The 21,296-nt window shown below is 72.1% G+C and carries 22 protein-coding genes; 3 read left to right on the forward strand and 19 right to left on the reverse strand.

What is annotated here, in order from left to right; all coding sequences use genetic code 11:
* Window positions 1–84: 84 nt before the first annotated feature.
* The 5 genes from FB455_RS18300 to FB455_RS18320 all read right to left on the reverse strand — a co-directional run bounded on the left by FB455_RS18300 (window position 85) and on the right by FB455_RS18320 (window position 5,299).
* Window positions 85–1,332: an LCP family protein gene (locus tag FB455_RS18300; RefSeq protein WP_013289300.1), complete on the reverse strand. Its 1,248-nt coding sequence runs from the start codon at window positions 1,330–1,332 to the stop codon at window positions 85–87.
* A gap of 74 nt (window positions 1,333–1,406) precedes the next feature.
* Entirely contained in the window at window positions 1,407–2,384 is a 978-nt protein-coding gene (locus FB455_RS18305; RefSeq protein ID WP_013289299.1) for an NAD-dependent epimerase/dehydratase family protein, read from the reverse strand.
* A 67-nt stretch (window positions 2,385–2,451) separates the two neighbouring features.
* Entirely contained in the window at window positions 2,452–4,125 is a 1,674-nt protein-coding gene (locus tag FB455_RS18310; protein WP_013477486.1) for a solute symporter family protein, read from the reverse strand.
* A complete protein-coding gene (locus FB455_RS18315; protein WP_013289297.1) occupies window positions 4,103–4,471 on the reverse strand; it encodes a DUF485 domain-containing protein in 369 nt (122 codons plus the stop codon). Before FB455_RS18315 ends, FB455_RS18310 begins: the two co-directional genes overlap by 23 nt.
* 240 nt (window positions 4,472–4,711) lie before the next feature.
* Complete coding sequence (locus FB455_RS18320; protein WP_327652528.1) at window positions 4,712–5,299, reverse strand: flavin reductase family protein; 588 nt, start codon at window positions 5,297–5,299, stop codon at window positions 4,712–4,714.
* Here FB455_RS18320 and FB455_RS18325 point away from each other — a divergent pair.
* Window positions 5,298–5,555: a hypothetical protein gene (locus FB455_RS18325; RefSeq protein ID WP_145754226.1), complete on the forward strand. Its 258-nt coding sequence runs from the start codon at window positions 5,298–5,300 to the stop codon at window positions 5,553–5,555. The two genes, FB455_RS18320 and FB455_RS18325, sit on opposite strands and share 2 nt — an antisense overlap.
* 21 nt (window positions 5,556–5,576) lie before the next feature.
* Here the strand turns inward: FB455_RS18325 and FB455_RS18330 are convergent, their stop codons facing one another.
* The 10 genes from FB455_RS18330 to FB455_RS18375 form a co-directional block, all read right to left on the reverse strand.
* Window positions 5,577–6,068: an SRPBCC family protein gene (locus FB455_RS18330; protein WP_091330550.1), complete on the reverse strand. Its 492-nt coding sequence runs from the start codon at window positions 6,066–6,068 to the stop codon at window positions 5,577–5,579.
* The gene (locus FB455_RS18335) at window positions 6,068–7,762 is read right to left on the reverse strand and encodes an ABC transporter permease (RefSeq protein WP_145754229.1); all 1,695 of its coding nucleotides are present in this window, start codon (window positions 7,760–7,762) and stop codon (window positions 6,068–6,070) included. Before FB455_RS18335 ends, FB455_RS18330 begins: the two co-directional genes overlap by 1 nt.
* Complete coding sequence (locus tag FB455_RS18340; protein WP_013289292.1) at window positions 7,747–8,511, reverse strand: ABC transporter ATP-binding protein; 765 nt, start codon at window positions 8,509–8,511, stop codon at window positions 7,747–7,749. The genes FB455_RS18335 and FB455_RS18340 overlap by 16 nt, the downstream gene beginning before the upstream one ends.
* A gap of 78 nt (window positions 8,512–8,589) precedes the next feature.
* Window positions 8,590–10,230 (reverse strand): sodium/solute symporter, encoded by a 1,641-nt coding sequence (locus tag FB455_RS18345; protein WP_013289291.1) that lies wholly within the window; start codon window positions 10,228–10,230, stop codon window positions 8,590–8,592.
* Window positions 10,230–10,580, reverse strand: coding sequence for a hypothetical protein (locus FB455_RS18350; RefSeq protein WP_176739863.1), 351 nt, complete (start codon window positions 10,578–10,580; stop codon window positions 10,230–10,232). The genes FB455_RS18345 and FB455_RS18350 overlap by 1 nt, the downstream gene beginning before the upstream one ends.
* 262 nt (window positions 10,581–10,842) lie before the next feature.
* Window positions 10,843–11,505, reverse strand: a complete 663-nt coding sequence (locus FB455_RS18355; protein WP_486481547.1) for a DUF5701 family protein — start codon at window positions 11,503–11,505, stop codon at window positions 10,843–10,845.
* Window positions 11,506–11,572: 67 nt separating this feature from the next.
* On the reverse strand, window positions 11,573–12,340 hold the full coding sequence (locus FB455_RS18360) for a LytR/AlgR family response regulator transcription factor (protein ID WP_013289288.1): 768 nt from the start codon (window positions 12,338–12,340) through the stop codon (window positions 11,573–11,575).
* Window positions 12,337–13,560, reverse strand: a complete 1,224-nt coding sequence (locus FB455_RS18365) for a histidine kinase (RefSeq protein ID WP_114919144.1) — start codon at window positions 13,558–13,560, stop codon at window positions 12,337–12,339. Before FB455_RS18365 ends, FB455_RS18360 begins: the two co-directional genes overlap by 4 nt.
* 33 nt (window positions 13,561–13,593) lie before the next feature.
* Window positions 13,594–15,099: a sugar transferase gene (locus tag FB455_RS18370; protein WP_013289286.1), complete on the reverse strand. Its 1,506-nt coding sequence runs from the start codon at window positions 15,097–15,099 to the stop codon at window positions 13,594–13,596.
* A gap of 325 nt (window positions 15,100–15,424) precedes the next feature.
* Entirely contained in the window at window positions 15,425–16,285 is an 861-nt protein-coding gene (locus tag FB455_RS18375) for an Fpg/Nei family DNA glycosylase (protein WP_013289285.1), read from the reverse strand.
* A 136-nt stretch (window positions 16,286–16,421) separates the two neighbouring features.
* Here FB455_RS18375 and FB455_RS18380 point away from each other — a divergent pair, with 136 nt between their 5' ends.
* Window positions 16,422–17,690 (forward strand): glycosyltransferase family 4 protein, encoded by a 1,269-nt coding sequence (locus FB455_RS18380; RefSeq protein ID WP_145754237.1) that lies wholly within the window; start codon window positions 16,422–16,424, stop codon window positions 17,688–17,690.
* 57 nt (window positions 17,691–17,747) lie between these two features.
* Here FB455_RS18380 and FB455_RS18385 read toward each other — a convergent pair whose 3' ends face one another.
* The 4 genes from FB455_RS18385 to FB455_RS18400 form a co-directional block, all read right to left on the reverse strand.
* Entirely contained in the window at window positions 17,748–18,470 is a 723-nt protein-coding gene (locus tag FB455_RS18385; RefSeq protein WP_013289283.1) for a CDP-alcohol phosphatidyltransferase family protein, read from the reverse strand.
* Window positions 18,445–19,512, reverse strand: coding sequence for an iron-containing alcohol dehydrogenase family protein (locus tag FB455_RS18390; RefSeq protein WP_013289282.1), 1,068 nt, complete (start codon window positions 19,510–19,512; stop codon window positions 18,445–18,447). The genes FB455_RS18385 and FB455_RS18390 overlap by 26 nt, the downstream gene beginning before the upstream one ends.
* Window positions 19,500–20,231, reverse strand: a complete 732-nt coding sequence (locus FB455_RS18395) for a phosphocholine cytidylyltransferase family protein (protein WP_013289281.1) — start codon at window positions 20,229–20,231, stop codon at window positions 19,500–19,502. Before FB455_RS18395 ends, FB455_RS18390 begins: the two co-directional genes overlap by 13 nt.
* A 70-nt stretch (window positions 20,232–20,301) precedes the next feature.
* Entirely contained in the window at window positions 20,302–20,757 is a 456-nt protein-coding gene (locus FB455_RS18400; RefSeq protein WP_244879701.1) for an NUDIX domain-containing protein, read from the reverse strand.
* A 112-nt stretch (window positions 20,758–20,869) separates the two neighbouring features.
* Here FB455_RS18400 and FB455_RS18405 point away from each other — a divergent pair, with 112 nt between their 5' ends.
* A complete protein-coding gene (locus FB455_RS18405) occupies window positions 20,870–21,262 on the forward strand; it encodes a CBS domain-containing protein (protein WP_013289279.1) in 393 nt (130 codons plus the stop codon).
* Window positions 21,263–21,296: the final 34 nt, after the last annotated feature.

A 21,296-nucleotide genomic window follows, 5' to 3' on the forward strand; every position in this document is an offset into this window, starting at 1 on the left:
CGGGCAGGGGTAAGGAGCCGGTCGGCGGTTGGCCTCCGTGGTGGCGAGGTCCTAACGCGCGAGACCGGGCATGTCGTGCCGGCGTCAGCCGCCCGCGTTGTCGCCCGAACCCTTCTGGTTGGCCTGCATCCACTCGGCCATCCGGTCCGCGGCGATGGCCTTGTACATCGCCAGCGCCTTCTCCCGGTCGGAGACCACCACCGACTGGCCGTCGATGGTCTGGCCGCCCAGGTGCGGGCTGGTGACGAACGTCAGGTTCTCGCCCCGCAGGCTGCGGAACTGCACTGCCATGTCGGTCAACGAGAATCCCTGGTCGACCGTGACGGCGGCGGTCACCGCCTTGAGGAAGTCGTTCAGCTTCTTCGGGTTGGTGAGCGTCCCGGTGCTGGCCGCCTTGTCCATCAGCGCCTTCAGGAACTCCTGCTGGTGCCGCATCCGGGCGAAGTCGCCGTCCGGGAACTGCTTGCGCTGCCGGACCCAGTCCAGCGCCTCGGCGCCGTTCATGTGGTTCACACCCTTGGTGAACGTCCGGTACGGCTTGTGGATCGAGGTGATGGTCCGCTCCACCTTGAGGTCGACCCCGCCCAGGGCGTCGGTGACCTCCTTGAAACCGCCGAAGTCGATGGCCATCACGTGGTCGATCCGTACGTCGGTGAAGCACTCCACGGTCTTCACCGCGAGCGGCAGGCCGCCGAACGCGAACGCCGCGTTGATCTTGTTGCGCGAGCCGGAGTCGCAGGACGCGCCGGCGCTCTCCGGGATCGGCACGTACAGGTCACGCGGCACCGAGACCAGGTATGCGCTCTTGTGGTCGGCGGGGATGTGCATGACGATCACGGTGTCCGCGCGCCACTTGCCGGAGCCGTCGACCGGGGCGTCCGGATCCCGCGAGTCGCTTCCCACGAGCAGGATGTTGAACGCGCCCTCGACCTGCTTGGCCGGCCGCCCGCCGGTGATCCCGGCGAACGGATCGGTGCGCGCCAGGTCGTCGTCAAGGTTGCGGGCGTAGAACCAGGCGCCGAGGCCGCCGAGCAGCGCCAGCACCAGCACCGCGACACCCGCCACCAGACCGATGCGCCCCCAGCGCGGCCGGGGACCACGCCGGCCGGACCCACCCGGACCGCCGCCGCCCGGACCACCGGGACCGGTCGGCCCGGCCGGGCCGCCGGGACCGCCGGAGCGGGGCGCCTCGTCGTGTGCGGGGTACCACGTGGCTTCCGAGGGGCGGGCGCGCCCGGTGGCGCCGCGGCCGGAGCCGGGAACCGCGGCGCGGCCCGCGCCCCGGTTCAGGTGTCGGGGGAGCGGGGCGCCGGCAGACGAGGTCGCTGACATGTAACCGAGGGTAGGTCGGCCCGGCCACCGACGCCCTCGTACGCGCCCCGATGTCAGCCGCGTCCCCGGCGGGTTCAGTACCCGAGACGCCCGCGGAAGTACTCGATCGTGCGTCGGAGGCCGTCTTCGGGCGTGACGCTCGGCTCGTATCCGAGCAGTTCGCGGGCGAGGGTCAGGTCCGGGCGGCGCATCTCCGGGTCGTCGGAGGCGCGAGTGATGTAGCTCACCTCGGACGTGCTTCCGGTGAGTGACACGATCGTCTCGGCCAGTTGCCGCATCGACATCTCGTGCTCGGTGCCGCAGTTGATCGGCCCGGTCTCGGTCGAGTCGAGCAGCAGCAGGATGCCGCGCACCAGGTCGTCGACGTAACAGATCGAACGGGTCTGGTTGCCGGTGCCGTGCACAGTGATCGGCTCGCCGCGCAGCGCCTGGGAGATGAACGTCGGGATGGCCCGGCCGTCGTCCGGGCGCATCCGCGGGCCGTACGTGTTGAAGATCCGCACGATCGCGGTGTCGGTGCCCCGGCTCCGGTGGTAGGCCATGGTGGCCGCCTCGGAGAAGCGCTTCGCCTCGTCGTAGACGCTCCGGATGCCGATCGGGTTGACGTTGCCCCAGTACGTCTCCCGCTGCGGGTGCTCCTTCGGGTCGCCGTACGCCTCGGAGGTGGAGGCCATCAGGAACCGCGCGCCGTCGTCGGTGGCCCGCTCCAGCAGAGCCAGCGTGGCCACCGAGCCGACCCGGAGGATCTCCACCGGCAGCTTCTCGAAGTCGGTGGGGCTGGCCGGGGACGCCATGTGCAGGATCGCGTCGAACCGCTCGGCCATCGCCGGGTGCTGCGGCAGGCCGTCGGAGATGTCCGCCTCGACGAGCGTGAAGGTCGGCTTGTCCAGCAGGTGGGCCACGTTGTCCTTGGACCCGGTGACGAAGTTGTCCAGCACTACCACGGTGCAGCCGCGCTCGACGAGCCGGTCGACCAGGTGGGACGGGACGAAACCGGCGCCGCCGGTGACGAGGATGCGGTGTCCGGTACCGAAGCGGGGAGCGACCTTCATGGCGGTCAGCCTATACACGCGAGGCGGGGCCCCCGCGTAAGGCAGGGGCCCCGCTCGACCGTGGTGATCAGTGCGCGCCGGCTCCGGTGAGCGAGCGCACCTCCAGCTCCGCGTACTTCTCCTCGTCGCTCTCCTTGGACAGGATCGTGCCGAGCCAGCCGCACAGGAAGCCGAACGGGATCGAGATGATGCCCGGGTTCGACAGCGGGAACCACTGCCAGTCGTGGTCGGGGAACATCGCCGTCGGCGCGCCGGAGACGACCGGCGAGAAGAAGACGAGCACCACGGCGGCGAGCAGGCCGCCGTAGATGGCCCAGACCGCGCCCGAGGTGTTGAACCGCTTCCAGAACAGGCTGTAGAGGATCGCCGGCAGGTTGCCCGACGCGGCGACCGCGAACGCCAGCGCGACCAGGAACGCCACGTTCAGGTTCTGCGCGTAGATCGACAGGACGATCGAGACCGCGCCGATCACCAGCGCGGAGATGCGGGCGACGGTCACCTCCTGCCGTTCCGACGCCTGCCCGTTCTTCACCACGTTGGCGTAGAAGTCGTGCGCCAGGCTGGACGACGACGCCAGGGTGAGCCCGGCGACCACCGCGAGGATCGTGGCGAACGCGACCGCTGCGATGATCGCCAGCAGTGTCGCGCCGCCCAGGTCCCCGCCGAGGAACTGCTCCCCCAGCTTCTCGGCGAGCTGTGGCGCCGCGGTGTTGCCCGCCTTGTCCTGTGCGGTGATCTCCGACCCGCCGACGATCGCCGCCGCGCCGAAGCCGAGCGCCAGGGTGAGCAGGTAGAACGTGCCGATGATGCCGATCGCCCAGAGCACGCTCTTCCGGGCCGCCCGCGCGGTCGGCACGGTGTAGAAGCGGATCAGGATGTGCGGCAGGCCGGCCGTGCCGAGGACCAGCGCGATGCCCAGCGAGAGCAGGTCCATCTTGCTGTAGAACGTCTTCAGCGCGTCGCCGGGTGTCTCCACGCCGTAGCGCAACCCGGGTTCGAGGAACGCCGCTCCCTTGCCCGAGGCGCTGGCCGCGTCGCCGAGCAGCGAGGACAGGTTGAACTTGTACTTGGCGAGCACCAGCAGCGTCATCGCCAGCGCGCCGCCCATCAGCAGGAACGCCTTGACGATCTGGACGTACGTGGTGCCCTTCATGCCGCCGACGGTCACGTAGATGATCATCAGGGCGCCGACCATGATGATGGTGGCGACCTTGGCGGTGTCGGCGTCCATGCCGAGGAACGTGGTGCCCGGCTTGATGCCGAGCAGCAGGGCGACGAGCGCGCCGGCGCCGACCATCTGGGCCAGCAGGTAGAAGATCGACACCGTGATGGTGGAGACCGCCGCCGCGGTCCGGACCGGCCGCTGCCGCATCCGGAACGCCAGGACGTCCGCCATCGTGTACCGGCCGGAGTTGCGCAGCAGCTCGGCCACGAGCAGCAGTGCCACCAGCCAGGCGACCAGGAAGCCGATCGAGTAGAGGAAGCCGTCGTAGCCGTAGAGCGCGATGATTCCGGCGATGCCCAGGAAGGACGCCGCCGACATGTAGTCGCCGCCGATCGCCATGCCGTTCTGGAAGCCGGAGAACGACCGGCCGCCGGCGTAGAAGTCGGTGGCGGTCTTGGTCTGCCGGCTGGCCCAGACGGTGATCGCCAGCGTGATCGCCACGAAGACCAGGAACAGCGTGATGGTGAGGTTCCGGGCGGTGGTGCTGCCCGCCTCAGCCGCGAGGACCGTGTTCATGGGTCACCTCCCCCATCTCGTCGCGGATCCGGTCGGCGACCGGATCGATCCGGCGGCTGGCGAACCGCGAGTAGAACCAGGCGATGAGGAACGTGGAGACGAACTGGAGCAGGCCGAAGACCAGGGCGACGTTGATGTTGCCGATCAGCTTCGTGCCCATGAATCCCCGCGCGTACGCGGAGAGGATGACGTAGAGCGCGTACCACAGGAAGAACGCGACGGTCATCGGGAAGACGAAGCCGCGCAGCGTGCGCCGCAACCCGGCGAACTCGTCCGACCGCTGGACGGCGAGGTACCGTTCCGCCGCCGACTCGGCGGGTGCGGACGCGGGTGTGTCCGTGGACATCTGTGGATCACCACCTTCGCAAGGCGTGGGGGAGTTTCGCGCACGGTAGAGAGCGCGCTCCCGGCCCGGGAAGGCTCCGCCGCCGGGCGGCGAACGGCTGCGCCGAACGGCACCCCCACTGCGCCCAGTGACCCACGTCACTCCGCTAACCGGTCACCCCCCACCCGGTCGGTCATGAGGTTGACGGCGACAAATCGGACGCGGAACGCGGCCAACCTCATGATCGACGGAGTAGAGGGGTCAGCCGAGGAGGTCGTGGTAGCGGCCCCGGTAGTGCAGCAACGGGGGTGTGTCCCGGGGCAGGTCCACCGATTCGATAGTGGCCTCGACCAGCAGGCCCCAGCCGTACTCGCGGGCGGTGTCCAGGCGGCAGCCCGCCCACCCGCCGGCGTCGGCGGGCACCGGCCCGTACGGCGTCTCGGTCCAGGCGTCCAGCGCGAACAGGCCGCCGGGCGACGGGAACAGCCCGGCGAAGCGGTCGGCGAGCTGCCGGTGCTGCGGACCCAGCGGGGCCACCGCGAACCGTCCCGCCTCCTCGATCGCCGCCCACAGGTCCGACTCCGGGTCGACCAGGCCGAGCAGCCGGTCCGGTTCGCCCTCGGCCACGAGCGTGGAGGAGACGGTCAGCCCGGCCGGACCGGGCGCGGTCCAGAGCGTCACCGGGGCGGCCAGCCGCCCGCGCAGCCGGCGTACCGGCGAGCGTTGCGCGGCCGGCGCCGCGAACGGATCGGTGGAGTGGATCTGCGCGCCCGGCTCTGGATTCACGTGAAACATTGTGCCGCCCGCCACCGGGCGAGGCTCGACGGAACGCCCTACCCTGCCGGGCATGGCTCTCGTCCCACCGCAGAAGCTCGCCCAGGACCGGATGGTCAGCGCCGACGCCGTTCTCGGTGGTCAGGTCGATCTCCGTGCCTACCCGTACCGGCACCTGATGGTCATCGCCCGGCACAAGTGGGGCAGCAGCGGGTTCCCGCCGCTCATGGCGGCGGTCGAGCACCTGTCGAACTACGGCTGGGACCTGGTGAACGTGCTCAGCGTCGGCGACGGCCACCACGTCTACGCGGCGATGCGCCGCATCGCCTGACGGCAGCCCGAGACGCGCGGATCAGTCGTCGCCGAGCAACCGGCGGGCGGCGGCCAGCACCTCCGGGTCGGCGCAGCCGGCCGCGTACCCGGCGATCCGGCGCCGGATGTCGCGCCCGAGCAACCACTCCCCGATCCGCTCGGCGACCGGGCGCAGGAACGCGGGCCGGCAGCGGAAGTTGTACCGCCACGTCGCGATCGTGGTGCCGGGATCCGGGCCGGGCGCGAAGCGCCAGCCGCCGCCGAACCGCTCGAAGAACCACGGTCCGCGCACCATCTTCATGCCGACGTTCGTCGGCGGTGACCAGGACACGTACTCGCTGACCATCACCAGGCCGTGCCGGGAGCGGGTGAATGTCTGCACGCCGCGCCCGGGCCGCGTCGCGCCGTCGACGAAGTGCTGCTCGCGGACGAACGGATCCCAGCGGTACCGCACCGGGGCGGTGGTCTGGGAGACGGCGAACGCCAGCTCCGGAGGGACCGGGACGGTGACGACCGCTTCGACGACAGGCATCAGCGCCTCGGGGTGACATTCGCCAGCAGCTCCGGCTGCCGGTGATCGAGTGTGTCCCCGGCCATGTACGCGCCGAGCAGTGCCGCGCCCCCGCCGTACGCCAGCCCGACCGGCAGTGCCAGCCAGAGCCACACGTCGCCGAGCAGCGCGGCGGCCACCACGAACGGCACCGCCACCACCGCGGAGCCGACCATGGAGACCAGGGTGAGCAGACCCTTGGTGAATCCCGCGCCGCTGTTCAGGGCGAACGGGTTGCTCGACTCGGGCAGCGAGTACGCGCCGAGCACTGAGACGAACGCGTTGATCGCGAGCCCGCAGCCGTACGCGGCGAACAACGCGCCACCCATCACGCCGAGCCATTCGGGCCGACCGAGGACGACGGCCAGCGCCACCGCGATCACGAGGAGCATCGGCACCACGTAGATCGAGAACGCGGCCATCCGGGCCCGCAGCTCCACCCGCCCCGGCACACCGGCGACCACGTTCGCCGCGAACGAGCTGCCGTCGAAGCCGAACTGGTTGGCGAGCGTCAACGACGCGAGCGCCCCCACGAAGACCATGGTGAGGCTGACCATCGCCGGTGAGGAATCGGCTGTGGCCTGGTCGAACGCGGCGCCGCCCTCGGACAGGAACGCGGGGCCGCCCAGGTTGACCATCAGCGGCACGAACACGCCGACCACTGCGACGGTGATCAGGTTGGCCCGGCGGCGGGCGTCCCGCCACCAGTAGCGGCACTCCCGGGCGACGATCGCGCCGAACCGGTCCCGCCGGGCCCAGCCCACCGCGCGGGGGAAGAGCTGCGCGACCGCGCCGCCGGCCACAGCGCGCGGCGTCCGCGCGGGGCCGCTGCTCGCGGTGCCCACCATCGCCGACTCCAGCGACCGCGACCACCAGAACAGGAGTACGCCGAGCGTCGCGACCGCGATCAGCAGCTTCACCACCGCCGCACCGGTCCGCCCCTGGGCCACGTCCACGCCGGCGGTCCACGGTGCGCCGAACGGCGTCCAGCCGACCACCCGGGCCACACCGTCCAGCCGGTCCCAGTCGGTCTGCCGTACCGCCGCGAGCACCAGCAACTGCAACGGCCCGAGCAGCGCGGCCAGCACCGCGAGCAGCACGGCGGCCAGGTCGCGTACCCGGCGGGAGCGCAGCATCGTCGCGAACGCACTGGTCAGCGCGCGGGCACCGGCCAGGCAGACGAGCAGCCCGACGACCACGCCGAGCGCGCCGACCAGGGCGGCCGCCCATCCACCGAGCGCGCCGGCGGTGACCACCAGCCCGGCCGCCGTGATCGCCGTCGCCAGGGCCGGCACGCTGACCAGGGCGGCGGCGAGCAGACCGGTGATCAGGGTGCGGCGGGACAGCGGCAGCAGCGCGAACCGGGCCGGGTCGAGCGTCTCGTCCACGCCGAAGAAGACGAGCGGCAGGAGCAGCCAGCCCAGCGTCAGAACGCCACCGCCGAAGGCGGCGATCATCAGCGCGTACCGGGACTCGCTGGCCAGCCCCGGCGCGGCGAGCAGGAAGAACCCGACGGCGGCGAACCAGAGCCCGAACAGCAGGCCGAGGACGAACAGCGCGACCCGCCAGGTCTGACCCCGGAAGTTGTTGCCGAGCACCCGCAGCTTGAGCCGGACGAAGTGCCAGGGCGACACGCGCCGGGCCGGACGCTCGGGGACGGTCACCGGGACAGCCACGACAGCTCCTCGCCGGTCGCGGTCCGGCCGCCGACCACCTCCACGAAGACGTCCTCCAACGACCGGTCGCCGCGCACCTCGGCCAGCGTGCCCACCCGCTTGATCCGGCCCTCGGCCAGGATCGCCACGTGGGAGCAGAGCCGCTCGACCACCTCCATCACGTGGCTGGAGAAGATCACCGTTCCGCCGCCGCCGACGTACCGGTGCAGGATGTCGCGGATCAGCGCCGCCGAGACCGGGTCGACGGCCTCGAACGGCTCGTCCAGCACCAGCAGGCGCGGACCGTGCAGCAGCGCGCAGGCCAGCCCGATCTTCTTCTTCATGCCCGCCGAGTAGTCGACCACCAGCGTGCGGCCGGCGTCGGAGAGCGCCAGCACGTCGAGCAGCTCCGCCGCCCGCTGGTCGACCACCGCCGGGTCCATGCCGCGCAGCAGACCGTGGTACGCCAGCAGCTCCGCCCCGCTCAGCCGGTCGAAGAGGCGTACGCCGTCGGGCATCACACCGAGCAGGCTCTTGGCTCGGACCGGGTCGGCCCAGACGTCGTACCCGAGCACCCTCGCCTCACCGGCGTCGGGCCGCAGCAGGCCGACGGCCATGGAGAGGGTGGTGGTCTTGCCCGCTCCGTTCGGGCCGAGCAGGCCGTAGAACGAGCCGGTCGGCACGGCGAGGTCGACGCCCGCCACCGCGACCTTGGTGTCGAAGCGCTTGGCCAGACCACGAAGGGAGAGCGCGGGGTGCTGATCGGTCATGGTCCGACCGTATCGGGCTCCGGCCAGCGGCTGCTCGGGCGGCAGGGTGATCTTCTGCTCCTACCTGGGGAGTAGCGCCTACAGGCGCAGCGACTCCGGGGTGTGCAGGCGGAGCATGGTGGCGCCGACGTCGCGGGGAAGCCGACGCCGGCTCGCCATCGACACCACCACCATGACGGTGAACGCCAGCGGCACCGTCCACGCGGCCGGCTGCGTGGTGAGCGTCGCCGGCCACCCGGTCAGCGGCGGGCCGAGCACGGTGAGCAGCACCGCACCGACGGCCGCGCCGCCGCCGACCAGCACACCGGCGGCGGCGCCCAGGTCGGTCAGGCCGCGCCACCAGATGCCGAGCACCAGCAGCGGGCAGAAGCTCGACGCGGCCACCGCGAACGCCAGCCCCACCACCTGTGACACGTCCAGCCCGGAGACGTTCAGCGAGAGCACCGCCGGCACCCCGCCGGCGATCACCGTGGCGAGCCGGAAGCCGCGTACCGAGCCGCGCCCCAGCACGTCCGTGGAGATCACCCCGGCCACGCTGGTGAGCAGGCCGGACGAGGTGGACAGGAACGCCGCGAACGCGCCGGCCGCGACGAGCGCGGCGAGCAGCCGGCCGGTGGTGCCGTCGCCGAGCGCGGCACCGGGCAGCAGCACCACCACCGCGTCGGTCTGGCCGCTCACCAGCAGTTGCGGGGTGTAGATGCGGCCCAGCACGCCGTACACGGTGGGCAGCAGGTAGAAGACGCCGACGAGCGCCAGCACCACGAGCGTGGTGCGGCGGGCGGCGGCGCCGTCGGGGTTGGTGTAGAAGCGGACCAGCACGTGCGGCAGGCCCATGGTGCCGAGGAACGTGGCCAGGATCAGCGAGTACGTGGCGAACAGCCCTCGGTCGTCCTCGCCGGCGGTGTCCGGCAGCAGCCATTCGGTGGCGCCGGTCGCCGCGCCGGACACCTCCGGCACCGGGTCACCGGCGGCGAACTCCAGGCGGTCGCCGGGGCGTACCTCCCGGATGTCGCCGTCGGGCAGGGTGAGCGTCGCGCGGTGCTCGACCACGACTGTGGTCGCGGTCCGGAACGTCGGTCCGTCGGGCGGGGTCACCGCCGGGCGGGCGTCGGCCTGCCACTGCAACGCCAGGAAGATGGCGGGTACGGCGAGCGCGGTGAGCTTGAGCCAGTACTGGAACGCCTGCACGAAGGTGATCGCCCGCATGCCGCCCAGCGCCACGTTCGCGGTCACCACCACGGCGACGAGCAGCGCGCCGAGCGGGTACGGCGAGCCGGTGAGCGTGGCCAGCGTCAGCCCGGCGCCCTGCAACTGCGGCACCAGGTACAGCCAGCCGATGAAGATCACGAAGACGGTGGCGAGCGTGCGCAGCCGGCGGGAACCGAGCCGCACCTCGCAGAAGTCGGGCAGCGTGAACGCGCCGGAGCGGCGCAGCGGCGCGGCCACGAACAGCAGCAGCGCCAGGTATCCGGCGGCGAAGCCGACCGGGTACCAGAGCACGTCCACGCCGTACTTGAGGATCAGCCCGGCGACGCCGAGGAAGCTCGCCGCCGACAGGTACTCCCCGCCGATCGCGGCGGCGTTCCAGGTCGGGCTGACCGACCGGGACGCGACCAGGAAGTCCGAGGTGGTGCGGGCCAGCCGCAGCCCGTAGAAGCCGATGCCGACGGTGACCAGGGTGACGGCGACGATCGCCGGGACCACGTAGCCGTTGGACATCAGTGTTCCGGCCGTCGAATCAGGTCGACGAAGTCCTGCTCGTTGCGTTCGGCCAGGCGCACGTACGCCCAGCCGACGACGATCAGGAACGGGAAGGACACGACGCCGAGCAGCAGCCACGGCAGGTTGACCCCGAGCACCGTGACCCGGCCGACAGTGGGCGCGATGGCGAACAGCCAGGGCAGGCCGCCGAGCCCGATCAGCACCAGCAGGCTGAGCCGCAGCGCGAGGGAGAGCTGGGCGCGCATCAGCCCCTGTACGAGCGTCTCGCCGACCGGGGTCTGCTGGGTCAGCTCGGAACGGGTGCGGTCGGCCGGGTCGCCGGTCCGGGAGACCTCGGCCAGCACGATCCGGGTCCGCTTCGGCGCGGCGGCCGGCGCCGGCCCGCTGCCCGGCTCGCGGAGCGGTGCGGACGCGCGCGGGCCGGGAACCGGGGCGGCCTCGGCGGGCCGCCCCGAAGGATGCTGTTCCGCGGCTCCGGTCACCCCCGGCAGTCTCGCCCGCTCAGCGGGAATGTCAAGAGCACGGTTCCGAGCCCTGTGCACAACCTGTGGATAACGCTTCACGGTTGTGGATAACCCGGTGGATGGCGTGGAGTCGTTGTGGACAGCGTCAGCTCAGCCCCACCCGTACCGGGTTAGCGGTCGCCGAGCCGAGCCAGGTGTGCGGGTTGCCGAACCAGCACCACCCGAGCTTCGGCGCGCCCTGGCTGATCCACAGCGCCGGCACCCGCCGGTCGCCGCAGCGCGACCCCACGAGCGAGAAGCACCTGTTGCTCGCCAGCGCCTGCGGGTGCAACGTGACGAACGCCAGCCCCTCGTCGATGGTGATCGGCAGCCGGTCCTTCGCGGTCATGTCCTCCAGCGCTGCCGACGGCGGCACGTTGCGGTACTCCTCGCCCCGGTCCACGTCGAAGAGCAGGTACGCGGGACCGGACGGCACCTCCAGCTCCTTGATCGGGTGGAAGGTGGGCAGGTCGTCGGCGGGGAAGTTGCGGTCGAGGACGCCGGTCTTGCGCTTGCCGGCCAGCGTGGTGAGCGCGGTGCGTTCCGGCACCGGCACCAGCTCCCGCGTGGTCACCAGCAGGAACGGCACCCGTGCGTCGGTGGGCCCGGCCAGTCCGGCGGCACCGGTGACCGCCGCGTCGCGCAGCGGGGTGAGCAGCGCCCGGAACTCCTCCTCGGTCTGCCCGGCCAGCGCCGGGTAGCCGAGCTGCACGAGGCGGTCGAGCTGGCGGTCGAATTCGGTAGCGGCGTCGAAGCGGTCGTCGGACATGCGGTCCCCCACCCTGTCGTACGGTCTGCCGTACATTGTACGTCAGTGCTCCCGACGCCCCCGTCCCTCAGCGGCTCCAGTCCTGTTTCGCGGCGCGTACCAGCTTGTCCTTCAGCTCCCGGGTGTGCCGGCGGCTCACCGGCAGCTCGGATCCGTCGATCACCACCACATAGCCGGAGTTGACCAGCCGCAGCTCGGCGATGAGCCGCAGCTGCACCAGATACGACCGGTGGATCCGGACGAACCCGGCGTCCGCCCAGCGCTCGGCCAGCGTCGCCAGTGAGACCCGGACCAGGTGCGAACCCTCCGCCGTGTGCAGCCGCGCGTAGTCGCCCTGCGCCTCCACCCACCGCACCGCCGAGCGGGGCAGCATCCGCGTGGTGCCGGCCAGCTCGATCGGGATGGTCGGATCCTCCTCCGCCCGGGCCAGCGCGGCCGGATGCGACGGCACCACCCGGGAACCGATCACCCGGCGCAGCGACTCGGCCAGCCGCTCGGCGCGTACCGGCTTGCGTACGTAGTCGGTGGCGCCCAGGTCGAACGCGTCCACCGCGCCGTCGTCGTACGCGGTGACGAACACGATCGCCGGCGGCCGGGCGAACCGGCGCAGCACCCGGGCCAGCTCCATGCCGTCCAGCCCCGGCATCCGGATGTCGAGGAACACCACGTCCACGTCGTCGTCGCGCAGCACGCGCAGCGCCTCGGTCGCGTCCCCGGCCGTGTGCAGCCGGGCCACCCGGGGGTCGGCGCGCAGGTGGTACGCCAGCTCGTCGAGCGCGGGCGGCTCGTCGTCCACCGCCAGCACCCGGAGGAAACCGGTGCCGGTGACGGTCACGACGACGCCCGGACGCCGGGGTGGAACTTCGGCACGCGCATGCTGACTTTCGTACCCGAACCCAGGCCGGTCTCCACCACCAGGCCGAAGCCGTCCCCGAAGACCGACCGGAGCCGTTCGTCGACGTTCGAGAGGCCGACGTGCTGCCCCGGGTCGTCGGCCGGGTCGCCGGCCGCGCCCGACACCTCGGCGATGCCGGCGGTAAGCGTCGTCGGATCCATCCCCACCCCGTCGTCCTCCACCGTGATGTGACACTCCGCGCCCGCGTCCCGGGCCTCGATGCTCACCATGCCGGTGCCCGGCTTGCGGGACAACCCGTGCCGGACCGCGTTCTCCACGAGCGGCTGGAGGCAGAGGAACGGCAGCGTCACCGGCAGCACCTCCGGCGCGATCTGGAGGCGCACCTGGAGCCGCTCGCCGAAGCGCGCCCGCTCGATGGTCAGGTAGCGGTCGATCGAACGCAGCTCCTCGGCCAGCGTGGTGAACTCGCCGTGCGCCCGGAACGAGTAGCGGGTGAACTCGGCGAACTCCAGGATCAGCTCTCGCGCCCGCTCCGGGTCGGTGCGCACGAACGAGCCGATCGCGGTGAGCGCGTTGTAGATGAAGTGCGGGCTGATCTGAGCGCGCAGCGCGCGTACCTCGGCCCGCGCCAGCCGCTCCCGCGACGACTCCAGCTCGGCCAGCGCGAGCTGGTCACCCGCCCAGTGCGCGGTCTCCAGCGTCGCCTGCACCAGACCCGGGGCCGGGCGCTCGTCGGCCACCGCCACCAGCGCCCCGACCACCCGCCCGTCCGCGCGCAGCGGCGCCACCACCGCGCCGCGTACCGGGCAGTCGACCAGGTCGCAACGCAGCTCCGACTCGCCCAGCACTGTGGAGCGCCCGCTGTCGGCCGCCCGCCGGGCCGCCGCGACCAGCTGGTCGCCGTGGTGCGCGCCCTGCCCGTCGACCGCGAGCAACGTGTCCCGGTCCGTCAGCGCCAGCCCGGCCGCGCCCACGAGGGCCCGCAGATGGCGTACGGCCTTCGCCGCGTCCGCCGCGGTCAGGCCGGCGCGCAGCGGCTCGGCGGCGAGCCCCGCGGTGTGCAGCACCTCGTACGTGGCCCGCTGCGTGGCGGTGGCGATGCCCCGCCGGCCGCGCAGCCGCAGCACCGCCCAGAGCGCCGCGGCCAGCGCGGTGACCAGCGAGACGACGGCGAAGACGGCGGAGAGGTTGCCACCCACGCAGCGATCCTGCCGGGTGCCGGCCCGGTAGCGCTAGTACGCGCCCTTGCGGGCCAGCACCACGCCCACGGTCCGCCACAGGATGCTCAGGTCGTACGCCAGCGACCAGTTGTCGACGTAGTAGAGGTCGAGCCGGACCGCCTCGTCCCAGGACAGGTCGGAGCGGCCGGAGACCTGCCACAGACCGGTCATGCCCGGCCGGACCAGCAGCCGGCGCCGGACGTCGCCGAGGAAGTCGCCGTCGTCGGCGGGCAGCGGGCGCGGGCCGACGAGCGACATCTCGCCCCAGAGCACGTTGATCAGCTGGGGCAGCTCGTCCAGCGACGTGGCACGCAGGAAGCGGCCCACCGGGAAGACCCGGGGGTCCTGCTTCATCTTGAACAGCATGCCGTCGGTCTCGTTCTGGTCGACCAGGCCGGCCAGCCGCTCCTCGGCGTCGACGTACATGGTCCGGAACTTCCAGACCCGGAACGTCCGCCCCTCGTGCCCCACCCGGGGCTGACGGAAGAAGACCGGCCCGGGGTCGGAGATCCGGATGGCCACGGCGATGGCGAGGAAGAGCGGGGCCAGCAGCAGCAGGCCCAGCCCGGCGGCGACCCGGTCCATCAGGTTCTTGACCAGCAGCGCCGGCCCGGACAGGGTCGGCTCCTCGACGTGCAGCAGCGGCAGGCCCTCGATCGGGCGGATGTGCACCCGGGGACCGGCGATGTCGGTGAGCTGGGGCGCGACCACCAGATCGACGCCGGAGCCCTCCAACTGCCAGGCCAGCCGGCGCAGCTCGCCCGGCTCGGCGCTGGCCGAGCCGCAGACCGCGATCGTGTCGCCGCCGACCTCACGCACCAGGGCCAGGACGTCCCGGCCCGCGTACACCGGCACCGGGGTCTCCAGGCCGCGCGCGGCGGCGTACCCGTCGGTGAGGTGGATGGCCACCGGCACGAGGCCGACGGACGGGTTCCGGGTGACAGTGGTGTAGACCTCCAGGCACTCCGGAAGCGTGCCGACGAGCACCATCCGGTGCCCGGCGTGGCCGGCGCGGCGGCGCAGCGCGTGCAGGCAGGCCCGGGCGATCATGCGGCCGAGCAGGATCAGCAGCAGGGCGCCGAGCAGCGCGAAGCCGACCGTCCAGCGGGACAGGGTGGTCTTCGTGGCGAAGGCGAGGAACGAGACCGTCGCGGCGACCGCGACGCCGCCGCGGATCACCCGCTTGAACTCGTCCGGGCCGAGGCCCAGGTAGCGCCGGTCGTAGGCCCGGTTGCCCCAGAGGATGAGCACCCAGCCGAGCGGCAGGAGCGCGAACGCCACGGTGTAGAACCACGCCTCGGGCGCGTTCCGGAAGCCGGAGGCGGCCTGCTCGAAGATCTGCACGGCCAGGAAGCTGGCCAGGGCGGCCGCGCCGAAGTCGAGCAGCAGCAGGAATGCGATGTAGGGCCGGTGCCACCGGGACACCCGGCGCCGGGCTCGGGCCCACGCCGACCGGGGTACGCCGTTGTGCGACGGCGGAGTCGGCGGCTGGATCTCAAAGCTGTCGACGTGCCGCACGCTCTTGCTCCGGCCTCTGTCGGTTACCGGGCGCTGGAGGCTTGTCGTCACCTCAACCCATGTCCTCCCGCATGACCCGCGTCCTCACTCGGCGTGAGGGCCCGGGTCGCTCACCGTCCCAGTCTCCCACGCGGGCCCGGCCCGGACCGGCCCCCGCGAGGAAGCCGTTCCGCTGGTGCTCGGTGAGATCTGGCCGGCTCCGAATCAGTTGTGAAGCCGGGGACCGAGCCACTATACCGATGGATGACGGCTCGGGTAGAGGGGCGGACCGGGAGCATCGGCGATCCCGGGTCGATTCCACTCGGTAACCGGCGAATGCCATTACTCACCGTACGAGGCGGGACAACCTTCGGTCAGCCAGCGGCTTGCCACCGGTCTGACAGGTGGGGCAGTACTGAAGGCTCGAATCGGCGAACGAGACCTCCCGTACGGTGTCGCCGCAGACCGGACACGGCAGCCCCTTGCGGGCGTGCACCTTGAGGCCCGAACGCTTCTCGCCCTTCAGCTCCGCGGCCCGCTGCCCCATCGACCGGCGTACCGCGTCGCCGAGGACCGTCCGCGTCGCCGCGTGCAGACCGGCGAGCTGGTCGTCGGTGAGCCGGTCGGTGATCGCGAACGGCGAGAGCCGCGCCGCGTGCAGGATCTCGTCCGAGTACGCGTTCCCCACCCCGGCGAGCACCGACTGGTCGGTCAGCACGCCCTTCACCTGACCCCGGCGGCTGCGCAGCCGCTCGGCGAAGGTCGGCAGGTCCGCCTCCAGCGCGTCCGGCCCGAGCTTCGCCACGCCCGGTACCTGCGCCGGGTCGGTGACCAGGTAGGCGGCCAGCTTCTTCTGGGTGCCGGCCTCGGTCAGGTCGAAGCCGGAGCCGTCGTCGAGGCGTACCCGCACCGCGATCGGGCCCTTGCCGGGCCGCAGCGGGGTCGTCGCTGGGAACGCCTCCCGGTAGTGCAGCCAGCCCGCCCGGGCCAGGTGGACCACCAGGTGCAGACCCTCGTCGAACCGCACGTCCAGGAACTTGCCGTACCGGCCGGCGCCGGTGACCGCACGGCCGGCGACCGCGCTCGGCGGCGGATCGTACGTCTTCAGGGCGCTGATCGCGGCGACCTCGAACCGCTCGACGCGGCGGCCCACCGCACGCTCGCGCAGGTAACCGGCGAGCGCTTCCACCTCCGGAAGTTCGGGCACGGTACAACGGTAGCCTTCTTTCCCGTGAGCGCGAGGAATGAGCTGGCGAGTCCCATGCGCGAGCGCGAGGAGTGAGCTTGCGAGCCCCGCAGCCGCGAGCAGAGATCGGCACAGTCGCGAACGAAAGGCGAGCTCTGTGAGAATCGTGGTGGCGCACAACCGGTACCGGGAAGCCCAGCCCTCCGGCGAGAACACCATCGTCGACGCGGAGATCGCCCAGCTCACCGCCGCCGGCGTGGAGGTGCTGCCGTTCCTGCGCAGCTCGGACGAGATCCCGTCGATGTCCAAGCCGGCCAAGGCGCTGCTGCCGATCTCGCCGATCTGGGCGCCGAAGGCCCAGCACGACCTCGACCGCCTGCTCACCGAGCACCGGCCGGACGTGTTGCACCTGCACAACCCGTACCCTCTGCTCTCGCCCTGGGTGGTGCGGACCGCGCACAAGCGCGGCGTGCCGGTGGTGCAGACGGTGCACAACTACCGGCAGGTCTGCTCCTCGGGCCTCTACTTCCGCGACGGCGTGATCTGCCAGGACTGCCGGGGGCGGACGCTGGGCGTACCGGCGATCGTGCACCGCTGCTACCGCAACTCCCGGGCGCAGAGCGCGCTGATGGCGACCACGCTCGCCGTGCACCGCCCCACCTGGAAGTCGGTGGACCGGTACATCGCGCTCACCACGGCGGTCGCTGATCATCTGCGCGACTACGGCATCCCGGACGAGCGGATCGTGGTCAAGCCGAACGCGGTGCCCGACCCGGGTGCCCCGGCGCCGTCCGGGAACGGCTTCCTCTTCATGGGCCGGCTCAGCCCCGAGAAGGGCCTCGATCTGCTGCTCGCGGCGTGGCGGCGGCGCCCGGTGGGTGCGCTCGGCCCGCTGCGCATCGCCGGTGACGGCGAGCTGCGTCCGCTGGCCGAGGCAGCCGCCGACGAACGGCCCGACGTGCTCTACCTGGGCCAGCTCGACCGCTCCGGGGTACGCGCGGCGCTGGCCGACAGCTCCGTGGTGCTGGCCACCTCCACCTGGCACGACGTGCTGCCCACGGTGATCATCGAGGCGCTGGCGGCCGGTCGGCCGGTGCTCGGCACCGCGCTCGGCGGCATCCCGTACCTGGTGGGTGCAGACGGCCCGCGTGAGCCCGCCGGCACCGGCCCGGCCGAGGTGGCCACCGCGGCACCGGGCGACGGGCGGGTCGCGTTGCCGTCAGGGGTGCAGCGCGGCGAGGCCGGCTGGGTGGTGGCGCCCGAGGTGGACGTGCTCGCCGCCGCGCTGCCGCTGGCCGCCGCCGAGGCACGCATGCTCGCCGGTCCGGCCCGGTCCCGCTACGAGCGCACCTTCCACCCCGACGTGATCACGAAGCGCCTGATCGACATCTACGCCGGCCTGGCCGGAGGTCGTCCCGCGCGCTGACCGAGGTGTTAGGAAGGGCCCCTTTCAATGCACGAGGCGTTAAGAAGGGGCCCTTCCTTACCGCAGGGAGGCGCGGGCGGAGAAGGCGATGCTTGCCAGCAGGAATCCGCCGTTGACCACGGTGAACGCGACCATCAGCCAGAGCGCCAGCGCGGGGGCGAAGGCCAGCACCAGGCCGGCCAGGAAGATCACCGCGCCGTAGTCGCGGACCAGCTTGACCAGGCGTACCGGGAGCGAGGTCGAGGTCACCATGCTCGCCGCGTTCGGCCCCGACTGCATCACCGAGGTCACCAGGTTGACCATCCAGGTGCCCGCGAACACCGCCACCAGCCAGACCGGCGTGGACGGGCGCTGCGCCACGGCTGTCGCGCCGATGGCGGCCACCAGCGCGATCTGGGCGGCCACGTCGCAGAGCACGTCGATCCGGGCGCCGGCCGCGCTGCCCTGACCGGTCACCCGCGCGAGCTGCCCGTCGGCGCAGTCCAGCGCGTACGCGATCTGCCAGGCGACCAGGGCGACCAGCCCGACCACCCAGGCCGGTACGGTGCCGGCGGCCACGTCGTCGGCGAGCGCCACCACTGTGACCGAGGCGGCCAGCCCCAGCACCAGGTTGGCGAGCGTCAGCGCGGTCGGGCGCAACCCGAGGCGCTGCGCGGCCAGCGCGAAGGCCGCCCCGATCCACTGGCTGATCGACTCGCTGAACAGGCCGCCTCCCCGGTTGACCCGGTGGAAGTCGGCGACGGTGGGACGGGGCTCAGCCAATGTGGTCGCGGAGGGCACCGGCGTAGTCTGCCAGCCGCTCCCGCGTCTCGGTAGCGGACATCGCGAGGTGTTCGAGGATGGTGTAGCGGTCCGGCCGGGTGGCCGGCGCGAACTGCACCGCCTCGACGAACTGGTCGTCGGTCAGCTCGACCTCGGCCGGCAGCCGGGGCAGCCCGTGCCGGGTCAGGCAGGCCGCCATCTCGGCGAACCGGCGCTCGTCGCCGCGCAGGAACGTGCAGAACAGCGCGCCGAGCCCGGCCAGCTCGCCGTGCGAGGCGGTGCCGGGGAACAGCGCGTCGATCGCGTGCATGATCTCGTGGCAGCCGCCGCTGCACGGCCGGCTGGTGCCCTCGATCGCCATCGCCAGACCACTGGAGATCAGCGCGTCGGCGAGCACCGTGACGAAGCCGTCGTCGCTCATGTCGCCCGGGTGGTTGAGCACCGCCTCGGCGCCGGCGCGCGACAGCGAGGCGGCCAGCCCGTCGACCCGCTCACCGCGTACCCGCCGGGCCAGTTCCCAGTCCGCCAGTGCGCTGATGTTGCTCACCACGTCGCCGACGCCGGCCCGGTTGTGCCGCTCCGGCCCGGCCTCCACGAAGTCCAGGTCCACGATCACCGCGATCGGGATGTGCACACCGTAGGAGCCCTTCAGGCCCTCCGTGATCAGGCTCGCCACCGGAGAGGCGATGCCGTCGTTGGCGAGGCTCGTCGCCACCGACACCATCGGCAGCCCGCGCCGGGTCGCCGCGTACTTGGCCACGTCGATGGTCTTGCCGCCGCCGATGCCGACCACCGCGTCGTACGACCGGGTGCGCAGCTTCGCCCCCAGGTCGTCGGCGGCGTCGAGCGTCCCCCCGGCCACCGTGAACACGTCGGCCGAGCGCAGCGACGGCCGGATCAGCTCGGCGATCCGTTCGCCCTGCCCCGGCCCGACCACCACGGCGACGTCGCCACCGGCCGAGATCCGCCCGTCGGAGAGGATCGCCGCCAGATCGGCCACCGCGCCCCGCCGCACGTCGATGTGCAGCGGGGTGAGGACGCTGCGGGCTAGTAGCGGCACGCGATCTCCCGCGCCCGGGCCAGATCGGCGTGGTTGTCGACCTCGACCCAGGAGACGTCGCCGATCGGGGCCGCCCGCACCTCGCCGCCGCGCTCGGCGAACTCCTGGTAGCCGTCCTCGTAGTAGAGGTTCGGGTCGCGCCGCCAGGTCGCCTCCAGCGCGTCCGCGAGCGGCTCGGCCACCTGCGGCTCGATGAGCGTCGCGCCGATGTACTCGCCGTACGCCTCGCCCGGGTCCATCAGCTTGGTGATCCGGGTGAGCTGGCCGGCGGCGTCGAAGGTGGTCTTCATCTCCTCCTCGGCCAGCGGCTTGAGCGTGTCCACGGCGAGCAGGATGCCCGGGCCGCGCTCGGCCAGCAGCGTCTTCTCCACGCTCACCGGGTGCACGGTGTCGCCGTTTACGAGCAGCACCCCACGGGAGAAGTGCTCCCGCGCCAGCCAGAGCGAGTACGCGTTGTTCCACTCCTCGGCCTTGTCGTTGTGGACCAGGGTGATCGTGACGCCGTACTTCTCCTCCAGGGCGGCCTGGCGCTGCCGCACCGCGTCGGCCGCGTAGCCGACCACGATCACGACTTCGTTCAGCCCCACCTCGGCGAGGTTGCGCAGCGCGATGTCGAGGATGGTGGTCTCCCCGTCGACCGGCACCAGGGCCTTGGGCAGGGTGTCGGTGTACGGCCGCAGCCGGCGCCCCGCACCTGCGGCGAGCACCATCCCGATCATGCCGACACGCTCCTCTTCTCGACCCGATTCCACCCGGCGAGGATATCGCCGGGCACCGACCGGCAGTGGTTCAGCCCGTCAGCCCGATCGAGCGCAGCGCCGCGAAGCCGTCCTCCGCGATCCGCCGGATCATTCCGTCGTTGACGTTCCGGTGCTCGTCGAGCAGCGCGATCTCCGACTCCGCAAGCCAGCGGAACTCGGTGTGCTTGCCGGCTTCCAGCCGGGGCCGGCTCAGGTCGCCGTCCACCCGGACCAGGAAGTCGGTCTCCACCCGGGTCAGCCCGTCGTCGGCGGTGTACCGGTATTCGCCGACCAGGCCGAGCACGTGCGACAGGGTCCAGCCGGTCTCCTCGGTGACCTCCCGGCGCAGCGCGTCGTCGATCTCCTCGCCCGGTTCGAGGTGGCCGCCGACGATGTCCCAGCAGTTCGGGAAGAGGCGTCGCTCGGGGGATCGGCGTTGGATGAAGATGCGGCCGTCGTCGTCGACGATCAGCGCGCCGGCGCAGCGGAGGGGCTCGGTGGGCACCCTCCGACAGTAGCCATCCGGGCCGTCTCCGGCGATGCCCGTTCTTGTCCCGGTACGCATCGATGGCCCACCATGTCCGTACTCAGTCGCCGTCCCACAGGGGTGATGTGTGATGCAGGTACGGGAAGCGATGTCCAGCGAGGTACTGGTGGTCGGGCCGGAGCACACGCTCCGGCAGGCGGCCCGGATGATGTCGGCCCGCGGTGTCGGGTCGGCGGTCGTGATCGACCCGGACTCCGAGGGAGTGGGGATCATGACCGAACGCGATGTGCTGAAGGCGATCGGCGCCGGGCTCGACCCGGATGTCGAGCGCACCGGGGCACACCTGACCTGGGACGTCGTCTACGCCGGCCCGGACTGGACGGTCGAGGAGGCAGCCGCGGCGATGGCCCGCGGCGGGTTCCGTCACCTGGTCGTGCTCGACGGGCGGGAGGTGGCGGGAGTGATCTCGGTACGGGACCTGATGCGGGTCTGGGCGGGCGAGCACGCGCCGACCCGTACCTGATCCGGCCCGGCGCGATCGGCGCCGGGGAAAGGGC

This window comes from Micromonospora sp. CNZ296 (genome assembly GCF_007827635.1).